The sequence below is a fragment of the Hymenobacter gummosus genome (assembly GCF_003970915.1).
Taxonomy (GTDB): domain Bacteria; phylum Bacteroidota; class Bacteroidia; order Cytophagales; family Hymenobacteraceae; genus Solirubrum; species Solirubrum gummosum.
Genome location: NZ_RXOF01000005.1, coordinates 14929 through 32711, shown reverse-complemented (window position 1 = coordinate 32711; position 17783 = coordinate 14929). Strand labels below are relative to the sequence as shown.

At 62.6% G+C, this 17783-nt stretch carries 17 protein-coding genes and 1 tRNA gene; 9 read left to right on the top strand and 9 right to left on the bottom strand.

The annotated features are described in order from the left end of the window. On the top strand, positions 1-573 hold the full coding sequence (locus EJV47_RS10195) for a cupin domain-containing protein (protein ID WP_126693055.1): 573 nt from the start codon (positions 1-3) through the stop codon (positions 571-573). A 52-nt stretch (positions 574-625) separates the two neighbouring features. Here EJV47_RS10195 and EJV47_RS10190 read toward each other — a convergent pair whose 3' ends face one another. After that, entirely contained in the window at positions 626-1156 is a 531-nt protein-coding gene (locus tag EJV47_RS10190; protein ID WP_126693054.1) for a hypothetical protein, read from the bottom strand. 192 nt (positions 1157-1348) lie between these two features. On the opposite strand from EJV47_RS10190, the gene rpsA reads away from it, so the two are divergent. The 3 genes from rpsA (at position 1349) to cphA (ending at position 6951) form a co-directional block, all read left to right on the top strand. Beyond that, positions 1349-3202: a 30S ribosomal protein S1 gene (rpsA, locus tag EJV47_RS10185; RefSeq protein ID WP_126693053.1), complete on the top strand. Its 1854-nt coding sequence runs from the start codon at positions 1349-1351 to the stop codon at positions 3200-3202. Between the two features lie 191 nt (positions 3203-3393). After that, a tRNA-Cys gene (locus tag EJV47_RS10180) sits at positions 3394-3464 on the top strand. A gap of 847 nt (positions 3465-4311) precedes the next feature. Then, entirely contained in the window at positions 4312-6951 is a 2640-nt protein-coding gene (cphA, locus tag EJV47_RS10175) for a cyanophycin synthetase (RefSeq protein ID WP_126693052.1), read from the top strand. A gap of 193 nt (positions 6952-7144) precedes the next feature. On the opposite strand, the gene EJV47_RS10170 is transcribed toward cphA, so the two are convergent. After that, entirely contained in the window at positions 7145-8092 is a 948-nt protein-coding gene (locus tag EJV47_RS10170) for a hypothetical protein (RefSeq protein ID WP_126693051.1), read from the bottom strand. A 124-nt stretch (positions 8093-8216) separates the two neighbouring features. On the opposite strand from EJV47_RS10170, the gene EJV47_RS10165 reads away from it, so the two are divergent. Genes EJV47_RS10165 through kdsA form a run of 3 tightly spaced genes read left to right on the top strand, consistent with a single transcriptional unit; the run spans position 8217 to position 9967 of the window. Then, complete coding sequence (locus EJV47_RS10165; protein WP_126693050.1) at positions 8217-8828, top strand: methyltransferase domain-containing protein; 612 nt, start codon at positions 8217-8219, stop codon at positions 8826-8828. Positions 8829-8850: 22 nt separating this feature from the next. Then, positions 8851-9093, top strand: a complete 243-nt coding sequence (locus EJV47_RS10160; protein ID WP_126693049.1) for a hypothetical protein — start codon at positions 8851-8853, stop codon at positions 9091-9093. Positions 9094-9142: 49 nt separating this feature from the next. Beyond that, complete coding sequence (gene kdsA, locus EJV47_RS10155) at positions 9143-9967, top strand: 3-deoxy-8-phosphooctulonate synthase (protein ID WP_126693048.1); 825 nt, start codon at positions 9143-9145, stop codon at positions 9965-9967. A 248-nt stretch (positions 9968-10215) separates the two neighbouring features. On the opposite strand, the gene EJV47_RS10150 is transcribed toward kdsA, so the two are convergent. Further along, positions 10216-11019: an O-methyltransferase gene (locus EJV47_RS10150; RefSeq protein ID WP_243651099.1), complete on the bottom strand. Its 804-nt coding sequence runs from the start codon at positions 11017-11019 to the stop codon at positions 10216-10218. Between the two features lie 101 nt (positions 11020-11120). On the opposite strand from EJV47_RS10150, the gene EJV47_RS10145 reads away from it, so the two are divergent. Beyond that, positions 11121-11930 (top strand): hypothetical protein, encoded by an 810-nt coding sequence (locus tag EJV47_RS10145; protein ID WP_126693046.1) that lies wholly within the window; start codon positions 11121-11123, stop codon positions 11928-11930. A 117-nt stretch (positions 11931-12047) separates the two neighbouring features. Here EJV47_RS10145 and apaG read toward each other — a convergent pair whose 3' ends face one another. Further along, positions 12048-12434: a Co2+/Mg2+ efflux protein ApaG gene (gene apaG / locus EJV47_RS10140; RefSeq protein WP_126693045.1), complete on the bottom strand. Its 387-nt coding sequence runs from the start codon at positions 12432-12434 to the stop codon at positions 12048-12050. 123 nt (positions 12435-12557) lie between these two features. On the opposite strand from apaG, the gene EJV47_RS10135 reads away from it, so the two are divergent. Beyond that, complete coding sequence (locus EJV47_RS10135; RefSeq protein WP_126693044.1) at positions 12558-13220, top strand: uracil-DNA glycosylase; 663 nt, start codon at positions 12558-12560, stop codon at positions 13218-13220. A gap of 195 nt (positions 13221-13415) precedes the next feature. Here EJV47_RS10135 and lepB read toward each other — a convergent pair whose 3' ends face one another. The 5 genes from lepB to EJV47_RS10110 all read right to left on the bottom strand — a co-directional run bounded on the left by lepB (position 13416) and on the right by EJV47_RS10110 (position 17765). After that, positions 13416-14603 (bottom strand): signal peptidase I, encoded by a 1188-nt coding sequence (gene lepB / locus EJV47_RS10130; RefSeq protein WP_126693043.1) that lies wholly within the window; start codon positions 14601-14603, stop codon positions 13416-13418. A 205-nt stretch (positions 14604-14808) separates the two neighbouring features. Further along, the gene (dapB, locus tag EJV47_RS10125) at positions 14809-15528 is read right to left on the bottom strand and encodes a 4-hydroxy-tetrahydrodipicolinate reductase (protein WP_126693042.1); all 720 of its coding nucleotides are present in this window, start codon (positions 15526-15528) and stop codon (positions 14809-14811) included. Positions 15529-15533: 5 nt separating this feature from the next. Further along, on the bottom strand, positions 15534-16220 hold the full coding sequence (locus tag EJV47_RS10120; protein WP_126693041.1) for a DUF5683 domain-containing protein: 687 nt from the start codon (positions 16218-16220) through the stop codon (positions 15534-15536). A 47-nt stretch (positions 16221-16267) separates the two neighbouring features. Continuing rightward, on the bottom strand, positions 16268-17221 hold the full coding sequence (locus EJV47_RS10115; RefSeq protein ID WP_126693040.1) for a ParB/RepB/Spo0J family partition protein: 954 nt from the start codon (positions 17219-17221) through the stop codon (positions 16268-16270). Between the two features lie 193 nt (positions 17222-17414). Then, on the bottom strand, positions 17415-17765 hold the full coding sequence (locus EJV47_RS10110) for a hypothetical protein (protein ID WP_126693039.1): 351 nt from the start codon (positions 17763-17765) through the stop codon (positions 17415-17417). Positions 17766-17783 lie beyond the last annotated feature (18 nt).

Here is a 17783-nt window from a genome sequence, read left to right as displayed (position 1 = left end):
ATGAAAACCAACCTGCCCGTTCCCGCTGCCCTGCCCCACACCATCACCAACGGCCTGGGCGAAACCCTGACCTTCCTGCGCCTGCAGCCCGAGCCCGACGGCGACCGGCTTATCGTCGAAAACGCCGTGGCGCCCGGGCACGGCCCGGTGATGCACACGCACTGGCTGCAGGACGAAAGCCTGACCGTGGTTCGGGGCCGGCTGGCCTACCAGATTCTGGGCCAGCCCCCACGATATGCCGGGGTAGGGGAGTCCGTCGTGTTTCGGCGCGGCGTGCCCCACCGCTTCTGGAACGCCGGCGACGAAATCCTGAACTGCACCGGCTGGATCAAGCCGGCCAACACCATCGTGTTCTTCCTCTCCGCCATCTACGACGCCCAGGTCAAGTCCGGCTCCGCCCAGCCCGACCGCTTCGACGCGGCTTACCTGATGATGCGCTACGCCCGCGAGTACGACATGCCCACCATCCCCGGCTTCGTCAAGCGCGTCATCATCCCGGCCACGTACCGCATCGGGCGGCTGCTGGGCAAGTACCACAAATTTGCTGGGGCGCCGGAGCCGGTGCTAGCATAAGGAGCCGTCGTCAACAGAAACGGCCCGCTTCACTCGAAGCGGGCCGTTTGGCTTATGGGCGTTGCTGATCAAGCGCTGCCACTCGGCACCGGATGACGGGCAGGATATTTTTCCGAAACTCCGCCAGCGCCGGCCCCGCTTCTGGCCAGTTGATGGCGTGTAAGACGGAGTCCTGCTGCAGCGCGTTTATGCTATGGATCCTCAGGTCGCAATTGGGCCCAACGAGCCCCTCTGGCTCCTCCACAGGCGCCCCGCAGTTGCAGAAATCGAAGCTATAGAACGTGCGGTTGGCCGGGTGGAAAATCACGAAACCTTTCCGGTTTCGATGCTTTACGACGTAGCTGTTGTCTACCCAGTGGCCGACCAATTCACCGCCTGCAAGCGCGGCTTGCCGCTCTATTATAGGCCGCCACACATCACTTCTAACCTGAATACTGCCGTCCTGAATCAGGCTGATAATGGCCTGTTCCGTCAGCGCCTTGCTGCTGGCTCGGACAGAATAATAGCTTCCGAGCTGCCAACGATAAAAACCGCAGCCGCTCAGCATCGCTCCCATGAATAGCAGGATAAGGCGACTGAACATGTAATGGCCGGGAATTAGCGGCCGGACAAGCTACGCAAATCAACTGAATGCCACCGCTTTTATCCGTCAAAACCCCTATCTTTGCGGCCCGCCAAGGTGGCGGAACGGCGCTTCGGCGCTGGTAATCAATAAAAAACGCGTTCCGGAGGCGGGCCCTGCGCCGGACGTGTAACGAGGGCCAACTGCAATATCATGGCAGAAGTAGTAGACAACTTCGATTGGGACAACGTCGGAGCCAACAGCTTCGGCGGCAACTACTCGAAAGAGGAGCGCGCCCGTCTCGAAGAAATGTACGCCGGCACCCTGACCACCGTTGAGGAGGAGCAGGTTGTGAAGGGCACGGTCGTTTCGGTCAATGACCGCGACGTTATCGTGAACATCGGTTTCAAATCGGACGGTCTGGTTCCGCGCTCGGAATTCCGCGACCTGGCCGAGCTGAAGCCCGGTGATGAAGTAGAAGTCTTCATCGAAGACCAGGAAGACCAGAACGGCCAGCTGATCCTCTCGCGCAAGAAGGCGAAGATCAAGCAAGCCTGGAAGGCCATCTACGACGCGCTGGAAAACGACACCATCCTGGAAGGGGTAGTGAAGCGTCGCACCAAAGGCGGTCTGATCATGGAGCTGGACGGCGTAGAAGCCTTCCTGCCCGGCTCGCAGATCGACGTGAAGCCCATCCGCGACTTCGACATCTACGTGGGTCGTCGCATGGAAGTGAAAGTGGTGAAAATCAACGCCGCTTTCGACAACGTGGTTGTTTCGCACAAAGTCCTCATCGAGAAGGACCTGGAGAAGCAGCGCGAAGCCATCCTCAACAACCTGGAGAAAGGCCAGATCCTCGAGGGCGTTATCAAGAACATGACCAACTTCGGCGTGTTCATCGACCTCGGCGGCGTCGACGGCCTGCTGCACATCACCGACATCTCGTGGGGCCGTATCGCCCACCCGTCGGAAGTACTGCAGCTCGACCAGAAGCTGAACGTGGTAGTGCTGGACTTCGACGAAGCCAAGAAGCGTATTTCGCTGGGCCTGAAGCAGTTGACCCCGCACCCGTGGGATTCGCTGCCGCAAGACCTGCAGCCCGGCTCCAAAGTGCAGGGTCGCATCGTGAACGTAGCCGACTACGGCGCGTTCATGGAAATCGTGCCTGGTGTTGAGGGCCTGATCCACGTGTCGGAAATGTCGTGGAGCCAGCACCTGCGCAACCCGCAGGACTTCATCAAGCAGGGCGACGTAGTGGAGGCGCAGATCCTGACCCTCGACCGCGAAGACCGTAAGATGAGCCTGGGCATCAAGCAGCTGACCGAAGACCCCTGGACCCGCGCTGACTTCGGCTCGAAGTACGCTGTAGGCACCAAGCACAACGGCCTGGTACGCAACCTGACCAACTTCGGCCTGTTCGTAGAACTGGAAGAAGGTGTGGACGGCCTCGTGCACGTGTCGGACCTGTCGTGGACCAAGAAGGTGAAGCACCCCTCCGAAATGGTGAAGGTGGGCGACCGTCTGGACGTGGTAGTGCTGGAGCTGGACGTAGCCAACCGTCGTCTGGCCCTGGGCCACAAGCAGCTGGAAGAAAACCCCTGGGATACCTTCCAGACGGTGTTTACCCCCGGCTCGACCCACAAGGCTACCATCACCGAGAAAACCGACCGCGGTGCGGTGCTGGAGCTGCCCTACGGCATCGAAGGCTTCGCTTACCCCAAGTCGCTGGCCAAAGCCGATGGCTCGTCGCCGGAAGTTGGTGAGTCGCTGGACTTCCGCGTAGTGGAATTCTCGAAGGACGACCGTCGCATCGTGCTGTCGCACACCGCTACCTACGGTGCCGGCCAGCAGGAAGAAGACAGCCGCATGGCCAAGTTCCAGAAGAAGAAGCCTGCCGGTAACGCCGGTGGCGCTGGCGCTTCGCAGGGCGAAGGCAAAGTGGCCGACCTGAAGAAAGCCGAGAAGTCGACCCTCGGTGACCTGGACGCCCTGAGCGCCCTGCGTGACCGGATGATGGGCAACGAGCGTGAAGCTGCCGCCCAAGGTGGCTCGGACGACAACGCTTAATTCGCCGCGTCAAGCGCTGCTGTAAAGCACAAGGAGCCCCCGGCCGCAAGGTCGGGGGCTTTTTTGTGCACCGGCACCCCGATTTTTTCCCGCACGAAACCAATGGCTTACCCGCCGAGGCCGGCAAACCGGACGTTTTAGTTTGGGAAACCAGGAAGATGCCGTATGTTTGCGCCCCCAAGCTACATCAAGGTGACGTGACCGAGTGGCTAGGTAGAGGTCTGCAAAACCTCCTACAGCGGTTCGAATCCGCTCGTCACCTCTCCAAAAAACGCCCCGCAGCAACAGCTGCGGGGCGTTTTGCATTTGTCGGCCTGGTTTGGCGTATCACGAACTGAGCTGCGACGGTTTTACGGACGCAGGCAGCTCATATAATACAGCCGGGGCGCTCCGTCCGGTTCGACCCAACCAAGGGCCACACCTACGATATAGGTGCCTAAGCCCAGCAGCACCAAGAGGACGGACAAGCGCAGCCGTACCGTTTGCGGGTCGATTCGACGGAACATGGTTTAAGATACGAAATCGGGGAGTCGTATCGGGAGGCCCCAAAACGCATAAAGCCCCGGTCCAGAGGACGGGGGCTTTGGGCAAACCTAGCGTGCCGGCTTTGGCCGGACACTCAGACCTACGAAGGGTAGACGCGGACCGGATTTCCGGCCCGTAAATTTTTTTTCTGACGGGCGCCGGATGCCCCCAAACGCAAAAAAGCCGTGCCCAAGGGGCAACGGCTTTTCTCCTTATTCCAAACAAGGTGCTGTTAGACACCCTGCGCATACAACCACGCGGCGTTCGGATAAGTGCCTGATAAACTGTTAGTAATTAGGGGTTGTGTTGTATATTTTGAGGGAAATGCGCTTTGTGGCTATTGAATAAGCCTTTGCGCATTGTAATATGCTTTGCTGAATCTGCTCTTGCTCCACCCCGCCGACAGAATCCGGGCCGCACCGCGCGGCTAAGTCACACCCGGTTTGGCTGCTACGGTTGTCCGCGGTCGGAGCGCGGGAGCTTTTACCAGCAAAAAGGCCGTTTCAAGCCATCTGAGCCATATCCTCCACCCTGGCCGCGCCGTAGAAGCCGGCACCCTCCCACTTCTCTCAACACCTAGCCCCATGAAGATTATCGACCTGCGCACCATGCGCGGCCCGAGCTACTGGTCCGTCAAGCACCGCAAACTCATTGTGCTGAAGCTGGATCTGGAGGATTTGGCCGGCACCTGGAGCAACGCGGCCAAGGGCTTTCCGGCGCGCCTGCTCAAGCTGCTGCCCGGTCTGGAACAGAGCCGCAGCACCAATCCCCGCGACAACGCCAAGCACCCGCCCCTGACCCTGGAGCAGCTGACCGACGGGGAGCCGTGGGGCCACGTGGTGCAGCAGGTGGCGCTGGAACTGCAGCGCCTGGCCGGCATGCCCCTGAACTGGGGCAAAACCCGCCCGGCCTACGAAGAGGGGCAGGAAATCGTGCTGTTTGAGTACCAGGAGGAGCGGGCCGGCCGCGTGGCCGCCGAAGCCGCCGTGGACCTGGTTAACAAGCTGCTGCGCCGGGAAAAGTACGACCTCAAAGCCATCGTCGACGAGCTGCACGAAATCCGGGAAGACGAGTTCTTCGGACCCAGCACCTGGAGCATCGTGGCCGAGGCGGCCTCGCGCGGCATTCCCTACATTCAACTCGAAGGCTCCAGCATCATTCAGCTGGGCTATGGCGTGAATCAGAAGCGCATCTGGGCCACTACGTCCACCCTGACCTCGCACGCGGCGGTGGAAATTGCCGGCAATAAGAACCGCACGAAGCGCATGCTCAAGGCCGCTGGCGTGCCGGTGCCCCGCGGCACCACGGTGTACTCGGTGGAAGGGCTGAAGGACGCGGTGGAGGAACTGGGCTACCCCATCGTGACCAAGCCCCTCGACGGCAACCACGGCAAGGGCGCCACCATCAACATCAAGAACTGGAAGGAGGCCCAAGCCGGCCTGGTGGCGGCGCAGGTATACTCGCGCGCCGTCATCGTGGAGCAGTTCATCGAGGGCTTCGACTTCCGCCTGCTGGTGGTGAACGGCAAGCTGGTGGCGGCGGCCAAGCGCACCCCGGCGGCCGTGACCGGCGACGGGGTCAGCACCATTCAGCAACTGGTGGACGAGGTGAACAAGGACCCGCGCCGCGGCGTCGGGCACGAAAAGGTGCTCACGCAAATCAAAATCGACAAGCACAGCCAGCAGATTCTGAAGGCTCGCGACCTGACGGCCAAGTCGGTGCTGCCGGCGGGGGAGGTGCTGTATTTGAAGAGCACGGCCAACATCAGCACCGGCGGCACGGCCACCGACGTGACGGACCTGATGCACCCCTACAACGTGCTCATGGCCGAGCGCGTAGCCGGCATCATCGGCCTCGACATCTGCGGCATCGACGTGCTGACCACTGACATTGCCATTCCGCTGAACGAAACCCGCGGCGCCGTTATCGAGGTGAATGCCGCCCCGGGCTTCCGCATGCACATTTCGCCGGCCGAGGGGCTGCCGCGCAACGTGGCCGCCCCGGTGGTGGACATGCTGTTTCCGCAGGGCAGCAACGCGCGCATCCCCATCTTCGCCGTAACGGGCACCAACGGCAAAACCACCACCACCCAGCTGCTGGCGCACATCGTGGCCTCCAAGGGCTACAAGGTGGGCAACACCACGACGAGTGGCATCTACATCCAGGGGCGGCAGCTGCAGAGCGGCGACTGTACCGGGGCGCAGAGTGCCGAGTTCGTGCTGAAAGACCCGACGGTGAACTTTGCCGTGCTCGAAACGGCCCGCGGCGGAATGTTGCGCTCGGGCCTGGGCTTCCACTACTGCGACGTGGCCGTGGTAACCAACGTGGCCGCCGACCACCTCGGGCTCAAGGACATTCACACGGTGGAGGAAATGGCCGAGGTGAAGGGTGTGCTGCCGCGCACCGTGCGCAAGGGCGGCTGGGCCGTGCTCAACGCCGATAACGACTACACCTACGCCATGCGCGAGCGGGTGGACTGCAACGTGGCCCTGTTCAGCATGGACGACGACTCGCCCCGCATCCGGGAGCACGTGGAAGCCGGCGGGCTGGCCGCGGTGTACGAGGAAGGCTACCTGACCATCTACCGCAACAGCTACAAGCTGCGCATCGACCGGGCCGTGGAGCTGCCGGTGACCTTCGGCGGCCGGGCCAAGTTCAACATCGAAAACGCCCTGGCGGCTGCCCTGGCCGCGTACTGCTACGGCTTCGACAAGGACGACATCAAGACCGGGCTGCGCACCTTTGTCACCAGCAAGACGCCGGGCCGCATGAACGTGTTCCGCTTCCCCTCCTTCGAGGTTATCGTCGACTACGCCCACAACACCCACGGCATCGAGAAATTCGCCGAGTTCCTCGACGCGACGCCCGCCACGCACAAGGTTGGCATCGTGTCGGGCCTGGGCGACCGGCGCGAGGAGGACACCATCGGCTACGCCCGCGTGGCCGGCCGCATCTTCGACGAGGTAGTGCTGCGTCAGGACCGCGACCTGCGCGGCAAAACCGCCGAGGAGCTGGAGCGCCTGATGCGCCTGGGCCTCACCGCCGATAAGCCCGAGCTGCCCATCACCTACATCGAAACCGAGCCCGATGCCATCGATTACGTGCTGCAGACGGCCAAGGAAGGCTCGGTCATCACCATTTTCACCGAGGACATCAAATCCACCCTGGCCCGGCTGGAAGCCTTCGAAGCCAGCTTGAGCGAGGCCCAGCAGCAACCGGCGTAGCGGCGCCTCACGTTCGCCTCACCCCCCGGCCCCCTCTCCAAAAAAGGAGAGGGGGAGCCACGGCGGCGTGAATGAATATGCAGTAACCAAAAAGCCCCGCCGGACGAATCCGGCGGGGCTTTTTGCGTAATCGGCTGGCGACTTAATCGTCCACGAAATCCGTGTAATCCGAAAAATCCGCAAGAATCCGTGATTATTTCAGCGTGAAGGTAGTCTTGCCGATGAGGTAGCCGTCGGCGTACAGCTCCACGGTGTGCGGGCCGGTTTTGTAGTCGGTGCCCTTGGCGTACAGGAACTGCACGCCCTGGCGGGTGTTGTCGTACACCATTTCCTGCTTGGCGGTGTAGAAGGCTTCGTTGCCGTCGATGAGGAAGGTGCCGCCGCCGGTGCTCAGGTTGTAAAGGGCCGCGCCGTCGGGCTCCAGCAGACGCATCATGATCTGCTTGGTTTCCTTGGGGGCCACGTCGTTCTGGGCCAGGTTGAAGGTCACCTTAATCTTCTCGACTTTCTTGGCCTTGAACTCGTTTTTGTCGTCGTCGTCTTCCTTGTTGCGGCGGTTGACGACGCCCACGCGGATGTTTTCGGCCCGCAGGCGCGAGGCAATGGCCACTTTCTCGCTCAGCTCCTGGTTGGTGCGCGCGATGGTGCCGATGGTGTCGGTGAGCTTGTTCTGCCGCTCCTTCAGGGTCTGCGTCTCGGTGAACAGCATCTCGTTGTCCTTTTTCAGCTGCACGATTTCCTCGTCCTTCTGGCGCAGCTGCCGCTCGAAGTTCTGGGCACGCTGCTGAAAGCGCTTCTGGTCGGCCACGGAGAAGGAGCTGGCGCGGAAGGAGCGCAGCTTCAGCAAGTCGGCGTTGACGGAGGCAATTTTGGCTTCCAGCGAATCATTGGCCAGGCCCATGCCCTGCAGCTCCTGGCTCTGCCGCTCAAAATCGGCCTTGAGCGTCTCGTACTGCTTGATCTGCTCCTCCAGCTTGGTGTCTTTGACTTTGATGTCGGCGGCCAACTGCTCGTTCTGCTTGCTCTTCTGCTGGTTCATGTAGAAGAGGATGCCGTTGATGCCGACAAGCACGAGCACCAGGGCCGCCAGCAGCAGCCAGCGGTTGTTATTGCGGCGTTCGGGAGCTTGTTGTTGTTCCATAAAGCGGGGAAAAGTGAATGAATCCGGGCCAGTTGGGCTAGCAACGGTATTACCTTGTACGCCAAAAATACACGGATAAACTAGCCGGGCAACTTTACGCAGCCCGCGCCGCCGCGTTTTTGCCATGCCCGAATCTGCTTTTGACGCCGCTTACTGGATGCAGCGCTACGCCACCGGCCAGGACCAATGGGACGCCGGCCGCGTGACCGAGCCGCTGCGGGCCTATTTTGCCCAGCTGGGGCCCCCCGATGCGCGCCGCATCCTCATTCCCGGCGCCGGCCGCGCCTACGAGGCGGAGTTTCTGCACCGCGCCGGCTGGCCCCAGGTGTTCGTGGCCGACTTCGCCGCCGAGCCCCTGCGGGCCCTGCAGCAGCGCGTGCCCGACTTCCCGGCGGCTCACCTGCTCGAGGCCGACTTCTTCACGCTGGAAGGCCCGTTCGACCTCATCATCGAGCAGACCTTTTTCTGCGCCCTGGCCCCCGCGCTGCGCCCCGCCTACGCCCGGAAGGTGGCCGAGCTGCTGCGCCCCGGCGGCAAGCTGGTGGGCCTGCTGTTCGACGGCCCGGTGGGGCCGGGCGACGGGCCGCCCTTCGGCGGGACGCGCGAAGAATACCGCGCCTTGTTTGCGCCCTACTTCGATTTTCTGCACTTCGAGGCGGCCCGCAATTCCATCAAGCCGCGGCAGGGGCGGGAGCTGTTCATCAGCCTGCGGCGCAAACCTGTTTCGCGTGCGTAAGCGGCTGATTACCGGCGCAAAGGTGGTTTTTACGCTCGTGGCGGTGCTGGTGTACTGGGCCGCGCTGGCCTATGCCTACCTGACGTACACCCTCACGCAGCTGCCCTACACCCTAACCGGGCACTACTTCGACGGCAAAACCATCTACTACGCCTCCCACATCCCGGGCTTTGCCCTGCTGACCGTTGCCCTTTTTGCCCTGGCCACGCTGCTGACGTACGGCGTGTACCGCCTCTGGCGCCGGGCGGACCAGTCCGCCCGCTAATTTTGCTTTCACATCCTCGTTTTCGTGGCCCGTACGCCGCGCTACTCCCATGATTGATACCCTCGCCCAGGCTCTGCCGCACTTCCGCAACACCAACTCCGGCCAGTTTTTCCTCATGGCCGGGCCCTGCGTCATCGAGGGCGAAGACATGGCCCTGCGCATTGCCGAGCAGGTACGCCAGCTCACCGACCGCCTGCAGATTCCTTACATCTTCAAAGGCTCCTACCGCAAGGCCAACCGCTCGCGCCTCGACTCCTTCACCGGCATCGGCGACGAAACGGCGCTAAAGATTCTGCAGAAAGTCGGCCGCGAAATCGGCGTGCCCACCGTGACGGACATTCACGAGTCGAGCGAAGCCGCGCTGGCCGCCGAGTACGTCGACGTGCTGCAGATTCCGGCTTTCCTGTGCCGGCAGACCGAGCTGCTGGTAGCCGCCGCCGAAACCGGCAAGGTGGTCAACATCAAGAAGGGCCAGTTCTTGTCGGGCGAGGCCATGGGCTTTGCCGTGGATAAGGTGCAGCAGTCGGGCAACCCGCACGTCATCCTCACCGACCGCGGCAACTCCTTCGGCTACACCGACTTGGTGGTGGATTTTCTGAACATCCCGGCCATGCAGCGCTTCGGCGTGCCGGTGGTCATGGACGTGACGCACTCCCTGCAGCAGCCTAACCAGAGCAGCGGCGTGACGGGCGGCAAGCCCGACATGATCCAAACCATTGCCAGCGCCGCCATTGCCGCCGGCGCCGACGGCCTCTTCATCGAAACGCACCCCACGCCCGCCACCGCCAAATCCGACGGGGCCAACATGCTGCAGCTCGACCGCCTGGAAAAGCTGCTGGAGCGCCTCACCCGCATCCGCGAAGCCGTGCGTTAGCCGGTTTGGGTGGCAGTCATTGCGAGGACGAAGGACGAAGCAATCCTTCCTTTAGCAGCACCGCCGCCAAAACTGGCAGAAACCACAAAAACGTCAGAACGAAAACGGCACTGCCCGAAACTAACTATAGTTTCGGGCAGTGCCGTTTTGTGGTTTCTGCTTTTTGTACCGTCGTGCCACGAGAGGAACGATTGGCTACGCTACTTTCGGTTGCCGCGCTTCGCTCGCAATGACAGCGGGTTCTGCAGCTACACCCCTAGGCCGCGGCCCTCAATACGCAGGGTAAAATGCTGCTTGGGCGCGTTTTGGCGGAAGAACACCAAGCCGATGAAGAACAAATCGACGGTTAAGGTCACGGCGGGGTGGGCCTTGATGGCCTCCCAGGCCTGCTCCATTTCGGCCGACCAGTGAATGTCGTCGAATACGAATACCGAGTCGGCGGTGGCGTGGGGCAGACACTGCTCCAGGTAGCGCAGCGTGGGCTCGTAGCGGTGGTTGCCGTCGAAAAAGGCGAAGTCCAGCGGCTCGGTCAGCTGGGCCAGCGCGGCGGGCAGGGTTTCATCGAAGTTGCCCTCAATCAACTCCACGTTGCGCAGCTCCAGCTTCTCGAAGGTTTCGCGGGCCACGGCGGCCGTTTCGGGGCAGCCCTCGAAGGTCAGGACGCGGGCCTGGGTGGCGGCCGAGGCCAAGTAGGCCGTGGTCAGGCCCAGCGAGGTGCCCAATTCCAGCACCGTGCGCGGCCGGCGTTGGTTGACGAGCCGAAACAGCAGCTGGGCCAGCCGTGGGGGCTTGGCCGCGTGCCGGGCCACGTCGCGCACGGCCCGCTCCCGGCCGGCCCCGGTCTGCGAGCCGGCGCCGTAGTCGGTGATGCGTAGGCGGCGCGTATCCCGGCGCAGGGCGGCGCGGCGCAGCTCGATGTTATGGAAGGGGTAAAACGCGCCCGTGTGGCAGATAACGTCGAGGTAGAGCGAAAATACGAACGGGGAGTGCAGCCCGTGGGCGTTGCCCGAGCGCAGCCAGTAGCGGATGTAACGGAAGGCCTGGGCTATCAAACCGGCGGGGTTAGGAGGAAGCGCAAAAGTACGGCGCCCGGGCATACTGCCGGGCGCCGGCGGCCGTTGAAGCAGCGCTTATCCGCTTAACGCCGCATTGTATGTTGACTACTTTACCTCCGGCCCGTCCAGGCGGCCGATTACTCACCGCGTTGCTCCTGGGCCTGCTACCGCTCGCGGCACCGGCCCAGGGGCGTTTCAGCTTCGCCGCCGGGGCCGGCGCGGGCATTTCCCTCGACCGGCTGCACGCCCCCGACGGCCTGCCGCCCAGAGTCCGCTACATGCGGCGGCTGAGCGGGCCGGTGGTGGCCCTGGGCGTGCGTTACGCGCTACGGCCCCGCTGGCAGCTGACGATGGACGTGCGCGGGGCGGCTGTGCGACAGGGCTTCAAAGTCCAGAAGCAAGTGCTGCAGCGCGACGCCAACGGACAGGTTACGGCCTGGCTCAACGGCAGCTCCCAGCAGGGCTTCAACCGGCCGCAGCTGACCAGCGGCGTGCGTTACCTGCTGGGCCGGCCCGGTAGCAAGCTGCGGCTGGCCCCGGAGCTGGGCCTGGGCTACATGGTCGATGTGAGTTACTACGACCCGGAATGGGTGCAGGGCGTAGGGCTGGGTGGCCGCCCCAATTACGTGCCCGAGGAAGAAATTCACGCCTGGCTGCCCCGCGAGCTGGTGCGGCGCGGCAACTGGGGCGGCTACGCCGGCCTGGGCGCCCACTGGCAGCTGAGCCCGCACAGCGCGCTGGCGGTGGACGCGTACAGCCACCACGGCGTGCTGGTGATGAGTGAGCTGCGGGCCACATACTTTCGCTACATCAACAACCGCGACAACGTGGTCCGCGACTACCGCGTGACCGTCAGCAACCGCGGCAGCTACGTGGCGGCCAAGGCTACCTACTGCTACACGCTCTGAACCCAGGCAAAAACAACAGCGCCGCGGCTGCAAGCCGCGGCGCTGTTATGTTCGAGCAGCAGTAGAATTGTCTACAAAATCCGGGTAATCCGCAGAAATCCGGACAAATCCGTGATGCTAGTTCAGGCGGAACGGCACCACGAGGGTAAACTCGGGAATTTCGACCTCGAAGGTGCGGCCGTCGGCTACGCGCTCCATCAGGTAGGTGCCGCGCATCTTGCCGATGCCGGTCTTGAGGTTGCAGCCCGATACGTACTGGTGCCCGTCGCCGGGCTCCAGGGTGGGCTGCTGGCCCACCACGCCTTCGCCCTCCACCTCGCGCACCACGCCGTTGGCGTCGTAGATGTGCCAGTGGCGGCGCAGCAGCTTCACGGTGTACTCGCTGCGGTTGCGAATGTCAATCTTGTAGGCAAACACGAAGTGCTCCTGCTGCGGGCTGGAGTACTCCGAGAGGTAATTGGTCGAGACGCTGACGGTGACGCCTTGGGTGGTCGTGGAGTTCATGGAGCGTGGGAATGACGACAGGTGTGGCAGTAAAAGAGCTAACAGCAGCCTTTCGGATTTGGTTTACGTACGCTCCTCGGCTACGTTTGGCCCGCCGAACCGCATTCCGTCACCCCCAAAGGCATGAGTGTAAAGATAGAAGAAAGCTGGCGCAAGGTGTTGCAGCCCGAATTCGAAAAGCCCTATTTTCAGGAGCTTATTGCGTTTGTCAAGCAGGAATACGCCACGCAGACGGTGTATCCGGCCGGCAACCAGATTTTCCACGCCTTCGAGGCCGCGCCCTTCGACAAAGTCAAAGTAGTCATTCTGGGCCAGGACCCCTACCACGGCCGCGGGCAGGCCCACGGTTTGGCCTTTTCGGTGCAGCACGGCGTGCGCACGCCGCCTTCCCTGGTCAACATCTTCAAGGAGCTGGAGGACGACCTGGGCACCCCGCGCCCGCCCGACGGCAACCTGGACCGGTGGGCCGAGCAGGGCGTGCTGCTGCTCAACGCCACGCTCACCGTACGCGCCGCCACCGCCGGCTCGCACCAGAAAAAGGGCTGGGAAGAGTTTACCGACGGAGTCATCCGCAAGATTTCGGAGCAGAAGGAGCACGTCGTGTTCATCCTCTGGGGCGCCTACGCCCAGAAAAAGGCCGAGCTGATTGACCAGCGCAAGCATCTGGTGCTCAAAGCCGCCCATCCCTCGCCCTACGCCGCCGACAAAGGCTTCTTCGGCTCCCGCCCCTTCAGCAAGACCAACAAGTACCTGCAGGAGCACGGCGAGGCGCCCATTCAGTGGTAAATCACGGATTCGTGCGGATTTGACGAATTACACGGATTTTGTAGACGATTGTCTACCCCATCAAACAGCCTGACCAGATGGTCAGGCTGTTTGCATGTAGCTGTCAGGTTCAGCAGGAAAGCAACAGAGCCGAAGCTGTTAAGCCTCGGCTCTGCAATCGTCCACGAAATCCGTGCAATCCGTCAAATCCGTGATTTAGTCGATGGTATTGAACAGGCGGTTCCAGCGGATTTTGCTCAGCCAGGAGCCGTAGGGGTCCACCGACATCCAAATGAGCACGGCCTTGCCCACCACGTGGTCCTCGGGCACGAAGCCCCAGTAGCGCGAGTCGAGCGAGTTGTGGCGGTTGTCGCCCATCATAAAGTAGTAGTTCTGCTTGAAGGTGTAGGTGGTGATGGGCTGTCCGTTGATGACCACCTGGTCGCCCTGCATGGTCACGTTTTCGTTGTGCTCGTAGCGCAGGATGATTTTCCAGTACATGGGAATGTTCTGGCGGGTCAGCGTCACCGTCTCGCCCTGCTTGGGCACGCTGATGGGGCCGTAGTTGTCCTTGTTCCAGCCCGGGAAGGGCGCCGGCGACAGGGCCGAGCTGTAGGGCGAATCCGGGTTGTTGGGGAACACCGCCTGCTCGTTGGGGCCCACCGGCTGGTTGGGCTGCTCCTTCAAATCGATGATGCCCTTCACGCCCGGCTGCTTGCTGAAAAACGCGCGGGCGGCTTCCGTCATGTGCACGCCGTAGCCCACGCCGTACGTGGGGTGCTGAATGAGGAACGGCTCCCCGTTCTGCTGGTTGTCGTAGTTGACCACCCCGTACTGGCGAAACGCGGCCCGAATCTGGTCGTCGGGGGCCGGTATCTGCAGGAAGTAGCTGCTCTGCATGTCCGGGTACTTGGGCTGGGGCTGGCCGTTCACCACCACCTGGCCCTGCTTCACCTCCAGCTGGTCGCCGGCAATGGCCACGCAGCGCTTGATGTAGTTGGTGCGCAAATCAGCCGGGTGCTCGGCCTCGAAGGGCACGTTGAACACCACCACGTCGTTGCGCTTGATTTCGGAGAAGCCCGGCAGGCGGTAGGAGGGCAGCTGAATGGCGTCGGAGTAGCTCTTGATGCCGGTGCCCCACAGCGTCTGGTGCGTCAGCGGTACCTGCAGCGGCGTCTGCGGGGTGCGCGGGCCGTAGTGCAGCTTGCTCACGAACAAATAGTCGCCCACCAGCAGGGAGTGCTCCATGGAGGGCGTCGGGATGGTGTAAGCCTCGAAGGTGGCCCAGCGGATGAGCGTGGCGGCCACTACCGCAAACAGGATAGCGTCGCCCCACTCGCGCCAGAAGCCTTTGGGCTTGGTCGGCTGCTGGGCTTCTTTTTTCTTCCAGAAAGTAACTGCCATCAGAGGAGCTTGAAGTAACACGTGGCAAGTGACACGTGACAAGTTGGGAGGTAACGATGAATGAGCTGAAATGCCAGCGGCATTGGCCGGGTACGGGGCAACAAGAATAACGGGGCCAGACCACATTTCAGCGCAACCGCCCCGAAAATACAGCCCGTCCCCACAATCGACACGAGTCACCGGTTACGTGCCTCGTGTTACCCAGTTACAGACCGAGCAGGTCCTTCATGCCGAACACGCCCTGCTTGCCGGGCAGCCACTCGGCGGCCAGCACTGCGCCGTGGGCGAAGCCTTCGCGCGAGAGGGCCTCGTGCTTCAGCTCCAGCACGTCCACCGGCGAGGTGTAAGTCACCACGTGGGTGCCTACCGTTTCGGCCAGGCGCTCCGAAATAATGGCCAGCTCCTCGGCCGATTCGGCCGTGTCGTTGCGCCACTTCTTCTTCTCGGGGTAGTGCCGCATGATGCCTTCGGCCACCGTCAGCGCCGTGCCGCTGGGCTGGTCCACCTTGTGCACGTGGTGAATTTCGCGCACCTGCACGTCGTAGCCCCCGAACTGGTGCATTTTGGCCGCCACGTACTCGTTGAAGTGGAAGAACAGGTTCACGCCCACGCTGTAGTTGGAGGCGTAGAACAGCGCCCCGCTTTTCTCCTGGGCCAGGGCCTTGGCTTCGGGGAAGTGGTGCAGCCAGCCCGTGGAGCCGCACACCACCGGCAAGCCCTGGCGCAGGCAGGCCTGCACGTTGGCAAAGGCCGCGTCGGGGTGCGTGAATTCGATGGCTACGTCGGCGTTGTGGGGGCCGAACTGGCCGAGCTGCACCTCGGGGCGCGAGGGGTCGATGATGCCGGCAATCTGGTGGCCGCGGCTCAGGGCCTGGGCTTCAATGGCGCGGCCCATTTTGCCGTAGCCAATCAGGAGAATGTTCATGGGTATTAGTGGCGGCGCGGCACCGCAGGAGTCGGGCGCAGCGTAAAGGTAAAGGCCACGCCGGCGGCCGGCGCGCCGTAAAGCGGCAGAACGTACGGCTCCACCTTCAGCGCGAGGTTGTCGCTCACGTCGAAGTCGTACAGATTGGCATCTACCAGCGCATCGAGAATCTGCGCGCCGTAGGCCAGGCCGATGTAGGCAAAAAAGGTGTCGCGGCGGAGGCGGTAGAAGTTCAGCGCGTTTAGCTGCTTGGCGTCGCCAGCCGCCGTGGCGGGGTAGATTTCCAGGTTGCCGGAGTTCGGGCCGTTATCTACCGTCTGCGGGCCGGTTTCGTTGTTGGCCCGGGCGACGCGGGCGTCCTTGCCGGCTTTGAACTCCTTGTAGCGCGTCCAGTAGAAGTACTCGCCGTAGATGGTGCCGCCCAGGGCCGCGTACACCAGCGGCAGCTTCCAGTACTTGCGGTTGTACACCTGCCCGGCGCCCGGCAGCACCCCGGCCAGGATGATGGCCTTGCGGGGCCGCGTCATGCGCCAGCCCAGCAGGCGCTCGGTCATACGGGCCGTGTCGGGCACGGCCGGGCCGGCCTCCACCTTCACCGAGTCGGGGCCGGCCGTGACGGTCTGGGCCACCGTGGCGGTGGCGGGCAGCAGACAAAACAGCCCCACCGCGAGGGGCAGTGAGGCTCGTTTCAAACGAATGGAATCCGGGTGGCTCATAATTGCTCCCCCCACAACGCCGCTTACGCCGGTTGCAGTATGCTGATGATGCGGTGCATGTCCTCGGCCGAGTCGAAGCTGATGCGAATCTCGCCCCGACCCTGCGCCGTGGGTTTTACTTGTACGCGCGAACCGAACCGGTCGGACAAATGCCGCTCGGCCCGCTTGATTTCGGCCACCGGCACCAGCGGCGCGTCGGTAGCCGGAGTGGCCGGGGCGTTCTTGGCCGTCGGGGCCGCTACGCCCTGGCGCACCAGCTGCTCCACCTTGCGCACCGACATTTCCTCGGCCACAATGCGGTGAAACAGGCCCAGCTGCGCCGCCGCGTCGTCGACGCTGAGCAGGGCGCGGGCGTGGCCCATCGAAATGACGCTGTCGCGCAGGCCGATCTGGATGTCGGGCGGCAGCTTGAGCAGGCGCAGGTAGTTGGTGACGGTCGAGCGGTTTTTGCCCACCCGGTCGCCCAGCTCCTCCTGCTTCAGGTTGCACTCGCTCACCAGGCGCTGGTAGCTGAGGGCAATTTCGATGGCGTTGAGGTTTTCGCGCTGAATGTTCTCAATCAGCGCCATTTCCAGCATCTGCTGGTCGTCGGCCTTGCGGATGTAGGCCGGAATGGCCTCCAGGCCAGCCAGGCGCGAGGCCTGCAGGCGCCGCTCCCCCGAAATGAGCTGGTAGGCGGCGGGCCCGGTCTGGCGCACCGTCACGGGCTGAATGATGCCCTGCACCTTGATGCTTTCGGCCAGCTCCTGCAGCGCCTCCTGGTCGAAGTGGGTGCGGGGCTGGTACGGGTTGGCTTCAATCTGCTCGGTCGGAATCAGCCCCACGGAATTGGCGGGGTGGGGCACCAGGCCCAGCCGCTCGCTCTTTTTCTCGTAGCTACCCTCGATGAGGGCGTTCAACCCACGGCCCAAGCCCCCCACGCGGCGCTTCGCCAGCGGCGTGGTCGGGGTGGGTTTCTCTTCGTGCTTCTCTGACATACTCACTCTGAGGCCCATCGGCCAACTGCCGGCCGATGCGAAATCAAAAATAGCAGAAACCGCCGTGAAACTTCCGATTAAATTTGTGGAACGTTGGGGTTGATTGCTGTTAAAATATTCATTTGTAGTTCGTTGTTCGTGGAACATTTTATCGGCGCTGGTGCCTGATGACGGTCAGACAAGCACCTTGTAGCTACTCTTCGCGGTTAGCCAACAAAGCGTTGTAGCGTTGGATCATGTCCGTATACAGCCCATAAACATACAGGAGTTGGTCTTTGCAGTCTTCTAGGCTGGTCAGCTGATAAGGTATGATGGGCTCGGCGGCAATGGAAACAGGTGCAGCCAATTCTTTAAAATCCACCGCAAAATCGTAGTGAATGAGGGCGCCGACGCGCTTGATAAAGTCAAAGCTCAGGTTGGGGTCTTCGAAGCGCCGGTACAGCGTGGGGCGGCTGATGCCCAACGCGCGGTGCAGCTGGCTCAGCTTAATGCCACTCTTGCGCACAGCCTCGGCAACAATCTCCCCGCGGTGTTGCATTGCCATATTTCGGTCCCTGTTAAC